An 18,737-nucleotide genomic window follows, 5' to 3' on the forward strand; every position below is an offset into this window, starting at 1 on the left:
CCCCAACAACAGCAGCGCCACCGAGCGTTCGCGGCCGGGCCGGCGGCGCGCGAGCAACCACCAGAGCAGGCGGCGGCCGTCGCGATCGCACAGACCCCGGTGGGCCAGGCGCCGGTAGACCTCGTCCCGCACTGTGATGTCCAGCAGGACACGTCCGATACCGGCCAACTCGTCGTCGTCGAGCTCCTCCCCCGCCTCCAGGCGCCGGACCGCGTCCTCGTGCACCCCCACCGCGCGGTCCACCTCGCGGGCCCCCTCAAGCCTGGCAGGTCCGCGGCCGTGCGGATCGTCATCACACGCCTCGTCGTCCCGCTCCAGGTAGAGCCGTTCGATCTCTCGCCGCGAACCGGCCCGGATACGGCCGTCGTACGCGTGGACCGCTGCGATCTCGGTCGAGTCCGGGTCGACCTGCGTCCCCCGGACCAGCCCGAACAGATCGACCCAGGGTGAACCGTGCGCGAACTCGCCGACCCCGTACGCACCGGCGACCTGCGTCCCGGCCAACCCCAGCCAGTATTCGAACGCCGCGGCGGCGTCCTCCGCCCGGAGTCCGGCGGAGTGCCCGTCCGCACAGTCCTCGTGGACCACCACCAGATGGACGTCGGTCACGCCCTCCCTCGAGCAGAACCGGGCCAACCCACGAGCCGGACCGTCATCGACGACGACCGGCGAGTGCTCACCCTCCCCGGAGCGGAGGTCCTCCACACCATCCCAGCCGGCAACACCATCCCACCCGGCAACGCCCTCTGGGGACGATCCCGATCCGTCGAGTAATCCGTCCACATCCATCCTGACGACCGGCCCGGCGTGGCCGTTCGCGGTCCGCCCGCACACCACCACCACCGATCCGGGACCCGGCGGGAAGCCCAACATCGACGGGATGGACGCGATGAGCTCCTCAGGAGAGGAGATCACCACCGTCCGAGTCTCGTCCAACCCGTCGCCACCGATCCGTCCGTTCGTCGTCATCGCCGTCCACCTGTCTCGTCGTCTCGCGACCGCTCTCCTGCCGAGGGCGGCTTGCGGGTGCTGGTGCACCGGATCAACCTTCGGACACGCCGACGGCCGTGACCGCGCAGAAACCGGCCGTATTCGCGCCGTTGTGGAGGCCGGGGTCTCGTGGGGAATCAACTGCGGCCCGCTGTCGTTGGCAAAGAGCAGGAACCCCGTCCCGGTGGGACGACCATTTCGGACCGGACCGGACGACTCGGGGTGTCGCGACGAGAGGAGTCGACATGGCCAGGCACAGCGATCTGTACCGACTGATCGAGCCCGTCCCCGATCTGCGATCGGAATCCGGACAGGGTCCGGTGCTCGTGCATGCGTTGGAGGGTTTCTCCGACGCCGGCCAGGCGATCCAGGGCGTCACGGAACACCTCAAGGACAGCCTGGACTCCCAGTTGATCGTGGAGTTCGACGCGGACGAGTTGGTGGACTACCGCTCACGTCGGCCGCAGGTGCGGTACTCCTTCGACCACTTCGCCGGGTACTCGGAACCGACCATCCAGATGCACGCCATCAAGGACGCAGGCGGGACGTCCTTCCTCCTGCTCTCCGGCCTCGAGCCGGACCTGAAGTGGGACGGGTTCACCGAATCCGTGATCGACCTCGCCGGTTCGTTCGGGGCCCGGATGTCGATCGGCCTCGGCGCCATCCCTCTGGGGGTGCCGCACACCCGCCCCACGCAGGCGAGTGCGCACGCCAGTGACGTCGAACTCATCCGCGGCTTCACCGCCTGGCCCGGGGAGTTCTCCGTCCCGGGGAACGTGAGCGCGCTGCTGGAGCTCCGGATGGCCGAGCACGGCATCCCGTCCGCGGGCTTCACCGTCCACGTCCCCCAGTACCTCTCGCAGACCGCCTACCCCGCGGCGGTCCTCAACCTGGTCGGCAACATCGCCCAGATCTCCCAGCTCGAGCTGCCCTCCGGTGAGCTCGAGACCGCGGCCGAGGACTTCACCACGCAGGTCACCGCGCAGATCTCCGACAATCCGGAGATCCGGACCGCCGTGGAACTGATGGAGAAGCAGTACGACGAGTTCATGGAGAGCCGCCACGGTTCCGACTCGCTCAACCCCGGTGGCAAGCCACTGCCGTCCGGTGACGAGATCGGTGCCGAGTTCGAGCGGTTCCTCGCGGAGCAGACCGGCGACGACGAGCCGCGCGCCCACTAGATGTACCCGGCCAGGACGTTGGTAGCGGCGAGCCTGGTTGAGTGAACGAGAACCTCCGGATGGGATGTGGCTTGTCTAAGGCCCACTCCAAACCGGAGGTTCTCGTGTCCCACCGTAATGCCCGATTGACCATTCACGGCCGCCGACTGATCGTTGACCGGCACAAGTCCGGCTGGCCACAGGCCCACATCGCCGCAGCAATGGGGGTCTCCCGCAAGTGCGTGAAAACCTGGTTGACCCGATACGAAAATGAGGGTGACACCGGGCTGATCACTCGGTCCTCACGACCTCACTCGATGCCCACCAAGACCAGTGATGAAGTGGAACAGAAGGTCCTGGCAGCTCGTGCCGAACACCGGGAAGGCCAGGACGTCCTCGGGCCGAAAGTCGCAGTGCCGGCCCGGACGGTGTCCCGGATCCTGCGCCGGCATCAGGTGCCCTACCTTCGCGATCGTGATCCGATCACGGGCGAGGTGATCCGATCGTCCAAGCAGACCGCCGTTCGCTACGAACGAGACCGCCCCGGCGAACTGGTGCACATGGACGTCAAGAAGATCGGCCGCATCCCCGACGGTGGGGGCTGGCGGCTTCATGGCCGCGGCGTCGCTCGCGATCGCAAGAACGGACCCGGATACGACTTCGTCCACTCGATGGTCGATGACCACTCACGCCTGGCCTACAGCGAGGTCCTGCCGGACGAGAAGGGCGTCAGCTGTGCGGGTTTCCTCGAGCGGGCGATCGACTACTTCGCCTCTCATGGCATCACCCGGATCGAGCGGCTGATGACCGACAACGCTCTGGCCTACCGGAAGTCGCTGAGGACGGTGTGCACCGAGCACGGCATCGTCCAAAAATTCATCAAGCCACATTGCCCCTGGCAGAACGGCAAGGTCGAACGACTCAACCGCACACTGGCCTCCGAATGGGCCTACCGACAGGTGTTCACCACCAACGCCGACCGCGTCGCCGCTCTTGCGCCATGGGTGCACTACTACAACACTGAACGCCGCCACAGCGCACTCGGAGGCCAACCACCCATCAGCCGACTGCAACCAACCTGATGGCCGGGTACAACTAGATGCTGTGGGCCGGAAGGTTGTCGACCCGACCGGGCCAGCTCGTTGTCGGCGCGTCCCGTGAGGCGTATCTCGAACAGTCCGGGCACCGGGTGAGGAGGTCGTGTGTGCAGCCGATGACGTGTTCGAGGAATCTCTCCGCGTCCTCCAACTGAGAGCGCTGTGAACGGAGCCGGTGGAGCCTCCGCTCGATGACCTCGGCACGGCCCTCTTCGTCCCGATGGCCTGATGCTGCGCGGTCGGGGATGACGACCCCCATGTCGTGCCAGTGCCGAAGGACGTGGATATCGACCCCGACCCGTCCGGCGACCTCACCGATCTTCGTTGGCGCGCACCCTTCCCGTCTTGACCTCAGGTCGACCTGAGGTTTTGGCATCGGCCCATGTGGACACCGCACAGGTGTGGGGCAGCGTCGCACGAGAGCTCAGCCGTGACTACCGGGTGTTTCTCTGGGACATGCCGGGCTACGGCGACTCGGAGAAGGAACCGACTGCGGGCACCGAGCTGCGGAGGCCGCGGCGTAGCACGCGAACGCACCGCGGGTGGAGGCGACCGGACGGCTAGGCTCGGTCGGGTGCATCTGCCCGAACTCTTAGCCGACCTCGACGACGTTCCCTCCGATCTGCACGACGAGGCGGTCTTCGACGCCTTTGTCGCCTGGGCATCAGCCCAGGGTCTGACGCTCTACCCGGCTCAGGAGGAGGCCGTCCTCGAGGTGGCGGCGGGCAGCCACGTCGTCCTGGCCACCCCGACGGGTTCGGGCAAGTCCCTCGTCGCGCTGGGCGCGCATTTCTCCGCCATGGCCCGCGGGGTGCGTAGCTACTACACCGCGCCCATCAAGGCCCTGGTCAGCGAGAAGTTCTTCGCGCTGTGCAAGGTGTTCGGCGCCGAGAACGTGGGGATGCTCACCGGCGACGCCGCGGTCAACGCCGACGCCCCGATCGTCTGCGCCACCGCGGAGATCGTGGCCAACATCGCGCTGAGAGAGGGCGCCGCCGCGAACATCGGTCAGGTGGTGATGGACGAGTTCCACTACTACTCCGAGCCCGACCGGGGCTGGGCGTGGCAGGTCCCGCTGATCGAGCTCCCCGATACACAGTTCCTCCTGATGTCCGCGACGCTCGGGGACGTGGAGTGGCTCCTCGAGGATCTGCGCACACGGACCGGGCGGGAGTGCGCACTCGTCGGCGGCACCGAGCGACCGGTCCCCCTGACGTTCGACTACGCCCTGCACAGCGTGCACGAGACGGTCGAACTCCTGCTCCGGGACGACAAGGCGCCGGTCTACATCGTCCACTTCACCCAGGCCTCGGCCCTCGAGCAGGCGCAGGCCCTCACCTCGGTGGCGGTATCCACCAAGGAGCGCAAGGCCGCCATTGCCGACGAGATCGGTGGCTTCCGGTTCTCGACCGCGTTCGGCCGGAACCTGCGCAAGCTCCTCATGCACGGCATAGGGGTCCACCACGCCGGCATGCTCCCGAAATACCGCCGACTCGTGGAACGGCTCGCCCAGGACGGGCTGCTCACCGTCATCTGCGGAACCGACACCCTCGGGGTCGGCATCAACGTCCCCATCCGGACCGTTCTGTTCACCGGACTCACCAAGTTCGACGGACGCCGTCAGCGCGTCCTCAAGGCCCGGGAGTTCCACCAGATCGCGGGCCGTGCGGGTCGCGCCGGTTTCGACACCGAGGGGCTGGTGGTGGTTCTCGCCCCTGAACACGAGGTGGAGAACTCCAAGGCCGCGGCCAAGGTGGCCGCCAATCCCAAGAAGAAGGCCAAGGTGGCCAAGAAGAAGCCGCCGGAGGGCTTCGTCAACTGGTCGCAGTCCACGTTCGACAAGCTCGTCGGCGCGCAGCCCGAGCAGCTCACCAGTCGCTTCGAGGTGAGCAACGCGATGTTGCTCAACGTGATCTCGCGTCCCGGGAGCTGCTACACCCACATGCGGCACCTTTTGCTGCATTCGCACGAGACACGGGCCCGAACAAGGCAGCACGTCCTGCGCTCGATAGAACTCTTCCGTGGGCTCGAGACAGCGGGCATCGTCGAGAGGGTGGCCGAGCCGGACGACGACGGGCGGCACGTCCGTCTGACGGTCGACCTCCAGCGGGACTTCGCGCTCAACCAACCCCTCGCCCCGTTCGCGATCGCGGCCATGGAGGTCCTCGACCCCGACTCCCCCACCCCGGTCCTGGACCTCGTCTCGGTGATCGAATCCGTTCTCGATGACCCTCGCCCGATCCTCTACGCCCAGCAGCGGGCCGCCCGTGGTGAGGCGATCGGCGCCCTCAAGGCCGAAGGTGTGGAGTACTCCGAGCGCATGGAGCTCGTCGAGGACATCTCGTGGCCCACACCCCTCGGCGACCTCATCGCCGACGCATATGACGCCTACCGCGCCGGGCACCCGTGGGTGGCGGGTATCGAGCCCTCTCCCAAGGCGGTCATCCGCGAGATGGTCGAGCGGGGTATGACCTTCTCCGATCTGGTCTCCGCGTACGGGTTGAGCCGGTCGGAGGGCTCTGTGCTGCGCTATCTCACCGATGCCTACCGAGCACTGCGGCAGACGGTTCCGGCTGATCTGAGGACCGAGGAGTTCGACGACCTGGTCGAATGGCTCGGGGAGCTCGTCCGCCAGGTCGACTCCAGCCTCTTGGACGAGTGGGAGCTGCTCACCGACCCGAATGTCTCCCCGGACCAGGTTGCCGAGCTCGCCTTCGGTGAGTCTGCCGGCACCACCCGGCCCGTCACCGCCAACCTCCGGGCGTTCCGGGTGATGGTCCGAAATGCGATGTTCCGCCGGGTGGAGCTGCTGTCGCGGGACGACATCGACACGCTCGTGGCGCTCGACGTCGACGTGCCGGTCCATCCCGACTGGGACACCGAGATCGATGCGTACTGGGACGAGTACGAAGCGATCGGAACCGGGCCCGCGGCACGCGGACCCGCCCTCTTCTCCGTCACCGAATCGGGTGACGGGGTGGAGCCGGGAACCTGGAGGGTCCGGCAGGTGCTCGACGATCCGGAGAACGACCACGGTTGGGCCGTCGAGGGTGTGGTGGACCTTGGCGCGAGCGACGAGGCGGGCGAGGTCCGCTTCGCCTCACTGACCCTCGCCGGGTGACGGTGCCGGGAGGCTGAACCGGGTCGCCGATCCGGTGTCCGTACGATGACCGACGAACACCGAATCGACCCCTGGAGGACATCTGTGACCCCCCGCATCCTGTACAAGAGGCTCGCGTTCGCGGAGGTGATCACCTGGACGTTGCTGATCCTGGGTATGGTCGGCAAGTACGGGTTCGGGCTCGACTGGGCCACCACGGTCGGCGGCAGCATCCACGGATTCGTGTTCCTGTGCTACACCGTGGCCACGATCGCGGTGTGGACGGACAAGCGCTGGTCCGCGGGCATCGGTCTCCTGGGCCTGGCGTCCGCCGTCATCCCCTACGCCACCGTGCCGTTCGAGAGGTCCGTCGAACGCCGCGGGCTCCTCGAGGGACCCTGGCGGCTCGGGCCCGGAGGCGAGCAGTCACGCTCCCTCGCCGAGCGCACCCTGGCCTTCGCGCTCCGTTCCCCGGTCGTCGCCCTCATCGTGACCCTCGTGGTGGTGGCCGTGGTCTTCTCGCTCCTCCTGGTGGCGGGCAAGCCCACCGAGTGGTTCTCGTGACCCTGGCCCGTGAGCCGGGACGCCGAGAGCTGAACAAGGCGGACAAACAGCGCCGGATACTAGCCGCCGCCCGCGACCTGTTCTTCCGCAACGGGTACTCCTCGGTCACCACGCAGGAGGTGGCCGAGCAGGCGGAGGTCGGCACCGGGACGCTGTTCAGATACGCCCAGTCGAAGGGCGAGCTCCTGTGCATGGTGGCCAACGAGGAGTTCCGGGCAATGGTCGAGACAGTCCCGGACACCGGGGACCCGGTCGAGGATCTGGTCACGCTGTGCGGCCCCCTGTTCTCCGCCCTCGAGAACCAGCCGGAGAACATCGTCGCCTACCATCGCGAGACGGTCTTCGGGGAGCCCGGGCCACACCGTGCGGAGGCACAGCGCATCCTCGGGGAACTCCGGGGGATCATCGGCCTCATCCTCGCCCGGCATTCCCCGGGGCCGCCGGAGGCGGGGGATCACGACGGCCCCGCCCAGACCGTCTTCGACGTCCTCTACATGAGCATCGTTCGATCGGGGATCGATCGGTCACCCGGTCGCGATCACCGAGCCGACCTGCGCGAGCATGTAGACCGTGTCCTGCACGGTGTGCTCGCTCGTCGGGTGTCACCCGACGGTGCGCACTGACGGTGCCGTCCGGGCGACCCCGACGAACGGCCCCGAACCCCGTCGGGTGAGACTTATCCGCATGGATGACGGCAACGACCCCGAGGCCCGCCCGATCAAGGACGCGTCCACCGTGATGGTGATGCGGGACTCCGACCGCGGACCGGAGGTGTTCGTCGCGCGCCGGGTTCGGGGGATGGCGTTCGCCGGGGGCATGACCGTGTTCCCGGGTGGGGGCGTGGACGCCTCCGACGACGACCCGGATGTCGCCTGGTCCGGCTACGCGCCCGAGTGGTGGGCCGAGCGGTTCGGCTGCGACGTACCACGTGCGCGCCGGCTGGTGTGCGCGGCCGCGAGGGAAACCTTCGAGGAGTGTGGCGTCCTCCTCGCCGACCACCTCGACGGAGCCCCGGTCGCGGACGCCGGTCGATTCCATTCGAGTCGCGAGGAACTGGAGAGCCACCGGCTGACCTTCAGCCGGTTCCTCGCCGACGAGGGGCTCTCCCTCGCGGCGGGCAGACTCCGTCCCTACGACCACTGGATCACGCCCTCGGTGGAGTCGCGGAGGTACGACACCCGGTTCTTCCTCGCCGCGCTGCCGGAGGGGCAGGAACCCGATGACCTCACGACCGAGGTCGACCTGACCATGTGGGCCCGCCCCGTCGACCTCCTCGAGGACTTCCGATCCGGCCGCTCCATGCTCCTGCCCCCGACGTGGACCCAGCTCCGGGTCCTCGCCGGGTTCCCCGACGTCGCGGCAGCACTGGACGCCGAGCGCAGTATCACTCCCGTTCAACCGGAGATCGTCGAGCACAGTGGCGGGGTGCGTGTGCGCTTCGACGGTTCGGACGAGTACTGGTCCGACTACCAGGCCGGTCGTCCGGAGTCGGGGAGCTGATCGCTCCCACCGGACATCTCGAAGTACCGACGGACCCGGCTGCGCGGTGGTTGACTGCCACTCATGCCGGATTTCGAGTTCGACGTGGACGCGTCGATCGCCGCCGGGTGGGACCGGTTCGCGGCCCGCCTGGCCGAACTCCTGCGCGACCTCGTCCCGGGAGCCACGTTCGATCTGGCCGTCCCCGTCCTCGGCTCGCCGTCCACCCGCACACCGTACGTGCGTTTCACCGCCACCGGCGCCGGCCGCGTCCATGCGGAGGTCTCCGGCGGCGGATCCGAGGATTTGCCGGAACCGCTGGGGCCCGTCCGGCTCGAGCAGCTCGTGGCGCTCGGTTGGGCACGCCGACGCCCGACGGACCACGGGGCTCCGGGAGCGGACCTCACTTTCCCGGTCGACCGAGCACCCGAGGTGGCGCACCTGGTCGCCGGCACGATGGAGCGGGTCTTCGGGATCCCCCACCCCGTCTTCCTCCATGACGTGTCCGATCCGGAGGACGCGGCCGGGGCCGGTCCAGGTGACCCCGTCCCCGCGGACGCCGACTTCCGCTCGCAGCCCATCACCACCCCGGACGAGGCGACCAGAGCCCTGCAGTCGGCCCTGTCGGAGGTCTACGAACGCCGGGTCACCCCCGACGAGCACGACGTGTTCACCATTCCCGCCGGGTGTGTCCTGCTCTTCGTCCGTGCACACCGCTCGCTCCCCCTCGTCGTGTTCCGGAGCCCACTGGTCTCTTCCGTCGCGGATCCCGCGGCCGCCGAGACCGAGGTAGCGATCCTCAACCGGGACTCGCTGTGGTGCCGGTACGTGTTCGACGGCGAGACGATCTCCGCCGAGGCGGAGTTCGTCGACAGGGTGTTCGTCCCGGTCAACTTCAAGATCCAGTTGGCCGAGATCTCGGCCGAGCTCGACGACGTCTACTCGGATCTCGCGCACCGGGTCGCGGGCAGGCGATGGCGTGACCTGCGCGCCGCCGACGACCACGGACCAGGCGAGCAGTAGGATCTGAGACCGTGCCGGGACGGGCCCGGTGTGAGAACTCGCCCCAGGAGCGCCTACATGCGTCGCGCCGTCCTCGCTGCAGTGATCGTGACCGCGGCCGTGTCCACTCCGGCGTGTTCACCGGCGTCGCTGTTCGGCGACGACGACTCCGCTGGAGTCCCGGTCCCGACAGCCCAGCAGTCCGGGCCCCTGCCGTCGTCGCAGCAGTTCGACAGGCCGTTCCCCGTGGCCGGAGAATCGTGGGACGCCACCGTGACCCTGTCCGACCTCCGCATCGTGCCCTCGACCACGTACTCGGACGCGGTCGTGGTGGTGGACGTCCGTGCGGTGCAGGCGTCCGGCCAACCGGAACTGGGCCCGGAGGACTTCTCGGCCTTCGACCCGTCGGGGAGGCCGTTCGAGCGGATCGAGAACCCCGCGGGGACGGTCGAGGACCCCCTCGTGCCCTCGGTCCTGAGCTTTCCCGGCGAGGAGATCCGGGGGATGGTCGCCTGGACGATGCCCAGAGGGAACCGTATCGGGCGCATCGACGTGGTAGCCCCGAGGACCATCAGTTCGGTCACCGTGACCCGCCAGCCGGAAGACCCGGCCGCCGCCTAGGGCTCAGGACGATCCCGTGTCCTCGAGGTAGGTCCAGCGACCACCTCTGCGCTCGAACACCGACCGCTCGCGCACGACACCAGGCCCCTCCGGCCCCACATACCGGGCCTCGAACTCCACCGTCCCGGTCCGATCGGCGGGTCCACCGGGTACCACGTCGAGAATCGCGAGCCCGGTCCATTCCACGTCACCGGCCTCCACCCGGGCCGGCCTCGTCCGCGGATGCCAGGTCCGCCAGAGGTGATCCTCCCGCCCGAGGACGAAGGCCGTGTACCGGGATCTCATGAGCTGCTCGGCGGTCTCGGCCGGCACGCCGTCCTCCACGAGCGGCCCGCAACAGCCATCCAGGGTGCGCCGACTCCCGCAGGGGCATCCGTTCACGTCGAGCTCCTCCGTCCACCCGGGTCCGCGATCAGGCTACCCACACGACGTCCGGTTATCCTGAACGCAGACATGTCCAGCTTTCGTGACCTCCCCTTCCGCTCCCGGCGACAGCCAGATCCCGGTAGCGGCCCCCTGCGGGTTCGCTCCTGTCGCGATCTGTGCGAGTGGACGAGGACCCCGGTGGAGCGCCGCGGGGAGCCCATGTTCGCGTGCCGAGGGTGCGGGTCCCAGTGGGTCCCGAGCGAGCACTGGACACCGAGGGACAGCAACGGGGCGGTCCCCCCGGAGGTGTTGGAGATCGTCACAGCCGAACCATGACCTCGTCTGCTGCCCTCTAGGCTGCACAGATGATCACCACCCCTCGACCCCTCAGTCCCGCCGTGAGTTCCGCGACGATCGACGCCGTCCTGCGCCGTGCGGCGGCCCGGTTCCCCGATCGCGTGGCGCTCACCTTCGCCGAACGACGGTGGACCTACGCGGCACTGGACTCCGCGGTCGACCGGGTGGCCACGACGCTCGCCGGTCAGGGCCTGGAGAACGGGGCCCGGGTGGCCGCCTACGGGGTCAACTCCGACGCCTATCTCATCGGCTTCCTCGCCACCTCCCGCGCCGGATTCACCCACGTGCCGGTCAACTACGCCCTGACCGGCGGCGAGCTCGAGTACCTGTTGACCGACTCGGGGGCGTCCCTGGTCCTGGTGGACCCGGCACAGTCCGCCACGTTGTCGGACGTACTCGAGTCCTTGCCGGGGTTGCGCTCCCTCGCGCTGCTGCCCCGGGAGGGGGAGACCGCGGACGGCACCGTTCTGGGTTCGGCGATGGCGGACTCCCCGTGCTCGCCGGTGGAGTCCCCCGCCACCGGCGACGATCTGGCCCAACTCCTCTACACCTCGGGGACCACCTCACGTCCCAAGGGCGCGATGATGACCCACTCCGCGCTGGTCCACGAGTACGTGAGCTGCATCCTCGCCCTGGACCTCGCCGCCGACGACGAGCCGCTGGTGACCATGCCCCTCTATCACTCGGCTGCGATGCACGTGTTCTCGCTCCCCTACCTCTCGCTGGGGGCGACGGTGCACCTCATGGCGGCTCCGGACATCCCGGAGATCCTCCGCCGGGTCGAGGTCGACAGGATCGGGTCCCTCTTCCTCGCGCCGACGGTCTGGGTACCGTTGGCCTCACATCCGGACCTGGAGTCCCGGGACCTGTCAAGTCTGCGCAAGGCCCAGTACGGCGCCTCGATCATGCCGGTGACGGTGCTCCAGCGACTGCGCGGCAAGTACCCTGAGCTCGGGTTCTACAACTGCTTCGGACAGTCGGAGATCGGCCCACTGGCCACTGTCCTGCGCCCCGAGGAGCACGACACCCGTCCGGCGAGCGCAGGCCGACCGGTGTTCTTCGTGGAAGCCCGGGTCGTCGACGAGGCGGGCGCCGAGGTCGCGGACGGCGAACGGGGCGAGGTGGTCTACCGCTCTCCGCAATTGTGCACGGGCTACTGGAACAAGCCCGACGCCACCGCCGAGGCGTTCCGCGAGGGCTGGTTCCACTCCGGCGACCTCGTGGTGCGTGACCCGGAAGGGTTCATCGAGGTTGTCGACCGCATCAAGGACGTCATCAACACCGGTGGTGTCCTGGTGGCGTCGCGGGAGGTCGAGGACGCCGTGTACCGGGACGAGCGCGTGGCGGAGGTGGCCGTGATCGGCACCCCGGACGACAAGTGGATCGAGGCCGTCACCGCGATAGTGGTCCTCAGGGAGGACGCGCACGCCACCGAGTCCGAGATCATCGACGGCACCCGCTCCCATCTCGCGCCGTTCAAGGTACCGAAGCGTGTCGTCTTTGTGGACGAACTGCCCCGCAACCAGTCGGGCAAACTACTCAAGCGGGAACTACGCCAGAACTGATTCCTGGGCCTCGCCCGGGCCGGCGCGGTGTCCGACGTCAGCCGATCCTGTCCAGGACCTCGCCGGCCACCACGTCGGGGGCCTGTTCCGGGAGCCAGTGCCCCATGCCGGACAGCGGCACGAACCGGTAGTCACCCGTCATCCGTGCGGCGGTCGCCTCGGCACCGGTCCGCCCGATCGCGGGGTCGTCCTCTCCCCAGAGATAGGTCGTGGGGACCGACACGTCGGGCAGGTCGTACCGCCGCATCGCGCGGTACCAGTTGAGCGCGCCCGTCAGCCCCGCCCGCGTGCCGACCACCTCGAGGTGTCTGGCCACGAGCTCGTCCGATACGTGCTCGTCGAACAGCGCCCGCAGCCGCCGGGCTCCGTCCTCGAGGAGGACCTCCTCGGCCTTGTCCTCCTGTCGGAACAAGGCGAAATAAGCCGATCGGGCCTGCTGGTCCGCGTCCGACTCCAGAGCCCGGGCGAAGGCCGACAGGTGGGGGACGGATACCACCGTCAGGCTCGCCACCCGCCCGGGGTGGTGGGCGGCGAGCCACCATGCGACCGATGCCCCCCAGTCGTGGCCGAGTACGTGCACCCTCTCCAGCCCGAGATGGTCGACGACCGCGAGAGCATCCGCGCTCAGGTGCTCGATCGCATAGGCCCCGACCTCGTCCGGGCGAGCACCGGTCGAGTACCCACGCTGGGCCGGAGCGACGACCCGGAGCCCCTGTTGCGTCAGCAGACTGGCGACCGCCTCCCACTCCCACGGGGACTCCGGGAAGCCGTGCAACGCCAGCACGGTCCCCCTCTCGGGCCCGCCCGGACGCCACTCCAGCACGTCGAGGGTACCGACCGGGATGTCGACGGTCATGCTCTGCAGTTCCATAGAGCGGACACTAGCTTCTCTGGTGGTTCACCGCGGGCGGCTTCCGGGTGGGCTCTGGGCAGACGACCCCGTGGGCGCAACCATCGAGCGCCGGTCATGCCAGTCGCGCACCAACCACATCTCGACCACCAGCGGGTCGACAGCGGCCTCGTCCGCCCACGCGGAGATCACGTCCAGATACCGCTGATACCGACGCGGCGTCATCCGACCGAGCGACTCGATCTCCGTCCATCCCGCGTGGACCAGCGTGCCGATCCCGGCCGAATCGACGGGAACGATGCTCTGCTCCGACCACGCCATGCCCAGGCACGACAGATAGAGCGACGCGAGCGGGAACCCGAGATCGGGCACCCCCCTGCCGGCCCTTCCGTACGGAGCCCCGTTGCGCAGGAGGTTCATGGCCTCCGCCGGGGCGTCCAACCACTCCGCCACCTCGTGCAGGACCAGGGGATATCCGTGAGATGACACCGAGCGCCACGCGGAGCGGTCCCGCTCCGGCACACGGAAGTCCGGTAGTCCCCTACGAACGCCCGAGCGCTGGGGGTGCCCCGCGAGCCAGGCCGCACACATGTAGAGCGCGACCACCGACTCCTCCAGGCTGCCGCGCGCCCTGCGGCCCGCCGCCCAGAGGTCACTCCTGCGGAGATACCCGGACCCGGTCTCGACCCGGCCGCCGTCCGGTCCACCGGCGACCAAGCGGAGGTCGACGCGTCGCTCCGCCAGCCTGAGGTTCCACAGATCGAGGTCGATCTCCACGTACTCGTCCGCCACGAGAAGTGCCGGGGGCTGGGCGCGGCACCACGCGAGACAGGAGGAGGGGAGGTCTGGAACGGGACGGGAACCGGTCGTCGTCATGCCCCGCAGCGTGTCACGCGGGTACGACACCACCGGTCCCCGTCGGCTCAGTCCTCGGCGAACGCCTCCAACGGCGGGCAGGAACACACCAGGTTCCGGTCGCCGTACGCACCGTCGATGCGTCGCACCGCGGGCCAGACCTTGGGGCGCCAGGTCGACCCCAGCGGGTAGCCCGCCAGGCTGCGCGGGTAGGCGTGCTCCCACTCGTCGGCGGAGACGCTCTCGGCGGTGTGGGGCGCCCCGCGCAGTGGATTGTCCTCGACGGTCCACTCCCCTGATGCGACCCGGTCGATCTCGGCGCGGATCGCGGCCATCGCGTCACAGAACGCGTCCAGCTCGGCGAGATCCTCGCTCTCGGTGGGCTCCACCATGAGGGTGTTGGGCACCGGGAAGCTCATCGTGGGCGCGTGGAAACCGTAATCCGCCAGCCTCTTGGCCACGTCGTCGATCGAGATGCCGACCGAGTCGATGAGCGGCCGGAGGTCGAGGATGCACTCGTGCGCCACCCACCCGCCGTCCCCGGAATACAGCACCGGGAAGTCCTGCCCGATCCGCCGGGCCAGGTAGTTGGCACTCGCGATCGCAGTGAGAGTGGCGCGCCGCAGCCCGTCCGCACCCATCATGCGGACGTAGGCCCACGTGATGGGGAGGATCGAGGCGGATCCGAAGGCAGCGGCCGAGACCACCGCGCCCGAACCGAGACCCTCCTCGTAGGGGTGGCCGGGCAGGAATTCGCGCAGATGTTCGGCCACCGCGACCGGGCCGACCCCGGGACCGCCACCACCGTGCGGGATGCAGAAGGTCTTGTGCAGGTTGAGGTGGCTCACGTCGCCACCGAACCGCCCCGGACGGGCGACCCCCACGAGCGCGTTGAGGTTGGCCCCGTCGATGTAGACCTGTCCGCCGGCGTCGTGGACGATCGCGCAGATCTCCTCGATGTCGTGCTCGTACACCCCGTGGGTCGAGGGGTAGGTGATCATGATCGCCGACAGCTCGGCCGCGTGCCGGCCGACCTTCTCGCGGAGGTCGTCGACGTCCACGTCACCGTTGGGTCGACATCCGACGACGACGACCTTCATCCCCGCCATCACCGCGGACGCGGCGTTGGTCCCGTGAGCCGAGGACGGGATGAGGCACACCCTGCGATCCCCGTCGCCGCGGGAGCGGTGGTACTGCCGGATCGCCAGCAGGCCCGCGTACTCCCCCTGGCTGCCCGCGTTGGGCTGCAGGCTCACCGCGGCGTAGCCGGTGATGTCGACGAGCCACTGCTCGACGTCGGCCACGAGCCGGCGGATCCCACGGGTCTGCTCGACCGGCGCGAAGGGGTGGAGTCCGGCGAACTCCGGCCACGTGATGGGCTCCATCTCCGTGGTGGCGTTGAGCTTCATCGTGCAGGAGCCCAGCGGGATCATCGTACGGTCCAGCGCCAGGTCCTTGTCCGCCAGTGCGCGCAGGTAGCGCATCATCGCGGTCTCGGTCCGGTACTTCACGAACGCCTCGTGCTGGAGATAGGTCGAGGTCCGATCGCCGTAGGCGGGATCGATGAGGATCTCCAGTTCCCCGGCGTCCGCGATGTCGGCGACGTTGCCGCCGAACGCCTCGAGGACGAGCGCGAGGTGGTCCCCGGTGGTGGCCTCGTCGCAGGAGACGGACACGTGGTCGTCGTCGACCATCCACAGGTTCACCCCCCGCTCGGCGGCGGCGGCGAGCACCTCGGAGGCGCGGCCCGGCACCCTGGCCAGGACGGTGTCGAAGAAGTCGGCGTGGACGACCTGGACACCCGCGGCGACGAGACCGTCGGCCAGGACGGCGGCATGGGAGTGCACGCGTCGGGCGATCGCCTGCAGGCCCTCCGCGCCGTGGTACGAGGCGTACATGGCGGCGACCACCGCGAGCAGGACCTGGGCGGTACAGATGTTGGATGTGGCCTTGTCGCGGCGGATGTGTTGCTCGCGAGTCTGCAGCGCCAGCCGGTAGGCCGTCCGGCCGTCCGCGTCCGTCGACACGCCCACGAGGCGGCCCGGCAGGTTGCGGGCGTGCGCGGTGCGGCACGCGAGGAAGCCGGCGTGGGGGCCGCCGAAGCCCATCGGGACGCCGAAGCGCTGGGACGAGCCGAAGCAGGCGTCCGCCCCCTTCTCCCCGGCCGGGGTGAGGAGGGTCGCGGCGAGCAGGTCGACGCCCGCCGCCACCAGGACTTCCCGGTCGTGGCACTGCTCGATCAGCCCGGCGACGTCGGCGACACGGCCCGAGGCTCCCGGCGTCTGCACGAGTGCGCCGAAGAAGTCGCCCTCCGGCAACCCGTCGTCGATCAGGTTCGCCGTGACGATCTCGATGCCGAGCGGCTCGGCACGGGTGGCCAGGATGGCGGCGGTCTGTCCGAAGACGTCCGCGTCGACCGCGAAGCGCGGGCTCTTCGAGGACCGGTTGGCCCGGCGGAGCATCGTCATGGCCTCGGCGGCCGCGGTCCCTTCGTCGAGCATGGAGGCGTTGGCCATGTCCATGCCGGTGAGGTCGGCGACCATGGTCTGGAAGTTGAGGAGGGCCTCGAGGCGGCCCTGGCTGATCTCCGGCTGGTAGGGCGTGTAGCCCGTGTACCAGGCGGGGCTCTCGACGACGTTGCGGCGGATCACGGCCGGGGTGAGCGTGTCGTAGTACCCCTGGCCGATCATCGAGACCGCGACCTCGTTCCGGTCGGCGAGCACGCGCAGCGCGGCCAGAGTGTCGGCCTCTGACAGGGGCTCGGGCAGGGCGTCGATGCCGGCTGCCCGGCCGTCGGGACCCACCTCGTCGAGGATGACCGACGGGAATGCGCGCTCGGCGAGCTCGTCGAGCGAGTTCACGCCGATGGTCCGCAGGATGTGGGCCAGGCCGTCGGCGTCGGGTCCCAGATGGCGGGCGACGAACTCGCCTCCGGTCCGGGCGGTGTGCGGGGTCGTCGTCACAGGTGCTCCTCGAAGGGCGGGGCCGCCCGGACGGGCGGCCTGCGGGCCGGTGCTACCCTCTCCGCTCTGTCCCCAACCGGCTGACGCCGGCGCCTGAGAGATTCACGGAGCCCGCCAGCGAGCCGCGCTTTCCCCGTGGGCGGGTGGTCTGTTCCACCGCTCTCCAGAGGCGTTCGACGACTGCACGGTCCGGGTGCCTGAGAGATTCTCGGAGAGGAGTTGCTCCTTCGGCGCCCGCGGCAGATGCCGCGGGACTCTCCCGTGAGTCGCGTGAACGCACCGCCGAGTCTAGACGACTCCCTCCGTTCAGCCCGTACGCCGCGAGGCGCGGGCGCGCCGACGGGCCGCCAACTCGTCCTCGAGGGGCTCGATGACGTCCTCGACCGAGACGGTCTCTGCGGGGAACTCGGCGATCGACCCGGCGAGCTCCCGCATCGCACCACCGATCCCGATGCCGAAGACTCCCTGCCCACCCTGGAGCAGGTCGAACACCTCCTCCTTCGAGGTGCACTCGAATACCGTGCGGCCGTCGGAGAAGAGGGTGATGGTGGCCAGGTCCTTCACGCCGCGGGAGCGGATCTGATCCACGGCCTTCCGGATGTTCTGCAGCGAGATCCCGGTGTCCAGCAACTGCTTGACGATCTTGAGGACGAGGATGTCCTTGAACGAGTACAGGCGCTGACTACCGGACCCGGCGGCGTTGCGGATCGACGGCACCACCAGATCGGTCCGGGCCCAGTAGTCGAGTTGCCGGTAGGTGATGCCGGCGATCTGACAGGCGATCGGGACGCGGTATCCACTCGTGCCGTCCGGAATACCGTCGTCGGGGAACAGGCCCGGTTGCACCTCGTCGAACGTGGCCTGGGTGGCCTCGACGTCGCCTCCGAAGAGACCCTCCGTGTGCGTACCGGTGGAGGACGACTCCGGATCCCGGGTGTGGTCGGCCACGATTGCTCCCTCAAGCTGTGGGGTGCCGCCGCTGTCGCGGAGACACGGTGCCGGACTCTGTCGAGCCCGGATCCTTGAACGCGTGAACACCATCGGTGTAGTTCACTGGGAGCAACGCTAGGCCCGCGAGGGGCCTCGATCAATAGGACACGCGGTAAACCTCAACCTCAAGTTGAACTTGAGACCTGGCCGCGACCTGCACACTGGTGCTGGAGTGACTACTGATGAGACAGAAATACCTGGTCACAGCACTCAGGACGTGGGGCCGCCGGGCTCCTGCGGCGCGTCCCCACCGCCGAGGAAATCATCCGGGCTCACTTGGTCGAGGAACTCGCGGAACGCCTCCACCTCTTCCTCGCCCTGCTCCACAAGCGAGATCCCCACCTCGTCGAGCACCTCACGGCTGACCAGGACCGGGGACGAGGTTCTCAGTGCGACGGCAACAGCGTCCGACGGGCGCGCGGAGACCCGCTTGCCCTCGAAGACGAGCTCGGCGATGAACGTCCCCTCGGACACCCCCACGATCTCCACCTGTTCGAGTGGGTGGGCGAAGGTCTCGAGGAGTGTCGCCACGAGATCGTGGGTCAGCGGCCTGCCCGGCTGCACACCCTGTTGTTGGAGACTGATCGCGGCGGCCTCGGACGCGCCGATCCAGATCGGGACGTACCGCCCCCCGTCCTTCTCGTGCAGGATCAGTACCGGTGCGTACTCCGGCTCCTCGAAACGGATGCCGACGACGTTCACCTCACGCATGTTCTTTCCCATGTCCTCCGCCTCTCCCACGGGTCCAGCCTAGCCCTGATCGCTCCCGGGGCGCTCG

Annotated in this window: 17 protein-coding genes and 1 riboswitch; of the genes, 9 read left to right on the plus strand and 8 right to left on the minus strand. The window is 68.9% G+C overall.

The window, feature by feature from the left end:
* The coding region (locus G6027_RS10660; protein WP_182637157.1) for a DUF4192 domain-containing protein at nt 1-969 on the minus strand (969 nt) is incomplete at its 3' end.
* A gap of 266 nt (nt 970-1,235) precedes the next feature.
* Between G6027_RS10660 and G6027_RS10665 the strand changes: the two genes are divergently transcribed.
* Both G6027_RS10665 and G6027_RS10670 read left to right on the plus strand, forming a co-directional pair.
* Complete coding sequence (locus G6027_RS10665) at nt 1,236-2,171, plus strand: PAC2 family protein (protein WP_182637158.1); 936 nt, start codon at nt 1,236-1,238, stop codon at nt 2,169-2,171.
* Nucleotides 2,172-2,275: 104 nt separating this feature from the next.
* Nucleotides 2,276-3,232: an IS481 family transposase gene (locus G6027_RS10670; RefSeq protein ID WP_182637159.1), complete on the plus strand. Its 957-nt coding sequence runs from the start codon at nt 2,276-2,278 to the stop codon at nt 3,230-3,232.
* A gap of 13 nt (nt 3,233-3,245) precedes the next feature.
* Here G6027_RS10670 and G6027_RS10675 read toward each other — a convergent pair whose 3' ends face one another.
* Nucleotides 3,246-3,623 (minus strand): MerR family DNA-binding transcriptional regulator, encoded by a 378-nt coding sequence (locus G6027_RS10675; RefSeq protein ID WP_182637187.1) that lies wholly within the window; start codon nt 3,621-3,623, stop codon nt 3,246-3,248.
* 198 nt (nt 3,624-3,821) lie between these two features.
* Here G6027_RS10675 and G6027_RS10680 point away from each other — a divergent pair, with 198 nt between their 5' ends.
* From G6027_RS10680 to G6027_RS10705, 6 genes are all read left to right on the plus strand, one after another.
* Complete coding sequence (locus G6027_RS10680) at nt 3,822-6,368, plus strand: DUF3516 domain-containing protein (RefSeq protein ID WP_182637160.1); 2,547 nt, start codon at nt 3,822-3,824, stop codon at nt 6,366-6,368.
* Nucleotides 6,369-6,452: 84 nt separating this feature from the next.
* Nucleotides 6,453-6,911 carry a DUF3817 domain-containing protein gene (locus tag G6027_RS10685; RefSeq protein ID WP_182637161.1) on the plus strand — a complete coding sequence of 153 codons (459 nt, stop codon included), beginning with the start codon at nt 6,453-6,455 and terminating at the stop codon, nt 6,909-6,911.
* Entirely contained in the window at nt 6,908-7,534 is a 627-nt protein-coding gene (locus G6027_RS10690) for a TetR family transcriptional regulator (protein ID WP_182637162.1), read from the plus strand. The genes G6027_RS10685 and G6027_RS10690 overlap by 4 nt, the downstream gene beginning before the upstream one ends.
* A gap of 61 nt (nt 7,535-7,595) precedes the next feature.
* Nucleotides 7,596-8,411: an NUDIX hydrolase gene (locus tag G6027_RS10695; RefSeq protein ID WP_182637163.1), complete on the plus strand. Its 816-nt coding sequence runs from the start codon at nt 7,596-7,598 to the stop codon at nt 8,409-8,411.
* Nucleotides 8,412-8,474: 63 nt separating this feature from the next.
* Nucleotides 8,475-9,413, plus strand: coding sequence for a hypothetical protein (locus G6027_RS10700; protein WP_182637164.1), 939 nt, complete (start codon nt 8,475-8,477; stop codon nt 9,411-9,413).
* Between the two features lie 57 nt (nt 9,414-9,470).
* Nucleotides 9,471-10,013: a hypothetical protein gene (locus G6027_RS10705; protein ID WP_182637165.1), complete on the plus strand. Its 543-nt coding sequence runs from the start codon at nt 9,471-9,473 to the stop codon at nt 10,011-10,013.
* A 3-nt stretch (nt 10,014-10,016) separates the two neighbouring features.
* On the opposite strand, the gene G6027_RS10710 is transcribed toward G6027_RS10705, so the two are convergent.
* The gene (locus G6027_RS10710; RefSeq protein ID WP_346995693.1) at nt 10,017-10,325 is read right to left on the minus strand and encodes a YchJ family metal-binding protein; all 309 of its coding nucleotides are present in this window, start codon (nt 10,323-10,325) and stop codon (nt 10,017-10,019) included.
* Nucleotides 10,326-10,744: 419 nt separating this feature from the next.
* On the opposite strand from G6027_RS10710, the gene G6027_RS10715 reads away from it, so the two are divergent.
* Nucleotides 10,745-12,301: a fatty acyl-CoA synthetase gene (locus tag G6027_RS10715; protein ID WP_182637166.1), complete on the plus strand. Its 1,557-nt coding sequence runs from the start codon at nt 10,745-10,747 to the stop codon at nt 12,299-12,301.
* A gap of 37 nt (nt 12,302-12,338) precedes the next feature.
* Here the strand turns inward: G6027_RS10715 and G6027_RS10720 are convergent, their stop codons facing one another.
* From G6027_RS10720 to G6027_RS10740, 5 genes are all read right to left on the minus strand, one after another.
* Entirely contained in the window at nt 12,339-13,172 is an 834-nt protein-coding gene (locus G6027_RS10720; protein WP_182637167.1) for an alpha/beta hydrolase, read from the minus strand.
* Between the two features lie 27 nt (nt 13,173-13,199).
* Nucleotides 13,200-14,027, minus strand: coding sequence for a hypothetical protein (locus tag G6027_RS10725; protein WP_182637168.1), 828 nt, complete (start codon nt 14,025-14,027; stop codon nt 13,200-13,202).
* Nucleotides 14,028-14,074: 47 nt separating this feature from the next.
* Complete coding sequence (gene gcvP / locus G6027_RS10730; protein ID WP_182637169.1) at nt 14,075-16,969, minus strand: aminomethyl-transferring glycine dehydrogenase; 2,895 nt, start codon at nt 16,967-16,969, stop codon at nt 14,075-14,077.
* A 175-nt stretch (nt 16,970-17,144) separates the two neighbouring features.
* Nucleotides 17,145-17,241: riboswitch (glycine riboswitch) on the minus strand.
* A 34-nt stretch (nt 17,242-17,275) separates the two neighbouring features.
* Nucleotides 17,276-17,917: a MerR family transcriptional regulator gene (locus G6027_RS10735; protein ID WP_182637170.1), complete on the minus strand. Its 642-nt coding sequence runs from the start codon at nt 17,915-17,917 to the stop codon at nt 17,276-17,278.
* 252 nt (nt 17,918-18,169) lie between these two features.
* Entirely contained in the window at nt 18,170-18,670 is a 501-nt protein-coding gene (locus G6027_RS10740) for a bifunctional nuclease family protein (protein ID WP_182637189.1), read from the minus strand.
* Nucleotides 18,671-18,737: the final 67 nt, after the last annotated feature.

The organism is Dietzia sp. SLG310A2-38A2, assembly GCF_014145095.1.
Taxonomy (GTDB): Bacteria; Actinomycetota; Actinomycetes; order Mycobacteriales; family Mycobacteriaceae; genus Dietzia.

Excerpts from the sequence above, each read along its gene's own strand:
- G6027_RS10665 (WP_182637158.1), top strand. The coding sequence starts at position 1,236 with ATGGCCAGGCACAGCGATCTGTACCGACTGATCGAGCCCGTCCCCGAT.
- G6027_RS10675 (WP_182637187.1), bottom strand. The coding sequence starts at position 3,623 with ATGCCAAAACCTCAGGTCGACCTGAGGTCAAGACGGGAAGGGTGCGCG.
- G6027_RS10695 (WP_182637163.1), top strand. The coding sequence starts at position 7,596 with ATGGATGACGGCAACGACCCCGAGGCCCGCCCGATCAAGGACGCGTCC.
- G6027_RS10700 (WP_182637164.1), top strand. The coding sequence starts at position 8,475 with ATGCCGGATTTCGAGTTCGACGTGGACGCGTCGATCGCCGCCGGGTGG.
- G6027_RS10705 (WP_182637165.1), top strand. The coding sequence starts at position 9,471 with ATGCGTCGCGCCGTCCTCGCTGCAGTGATCGTGACCGCGGCCGTGTCC.
- G6027_RS10715 (WP_182637166.1), top strand. The coding sequence starts at position 10,745 with ATGATCACCACCCCTCGACCCCTCAGTCCCGCCGTGAGTTCCGCGACG.
- G6027_RS10720 (WP_182637167.1), bottom strand. The coding sequence starts at position 13,172 with ATGGAACTGCAGAGCATGACCGTCGACATCCCGGTCGGTACCCTCGAC.
- G6027_RS10725 (WP_182637168.1), bottom strand. The coding sequence starts at position 14,027 with ATGACGACGACCGGTTCCCGTCCCGTTCCAGACCTCCCCTCCTCCTGT.
- G6027_RS10740 (WP_182637189.1), bottom strand. The coding sequence starts at position 18,670 with ATGCGTGAGGTGAACGTCGTCGGCATCCGTTTCGAGGAGCCGGAGTAC.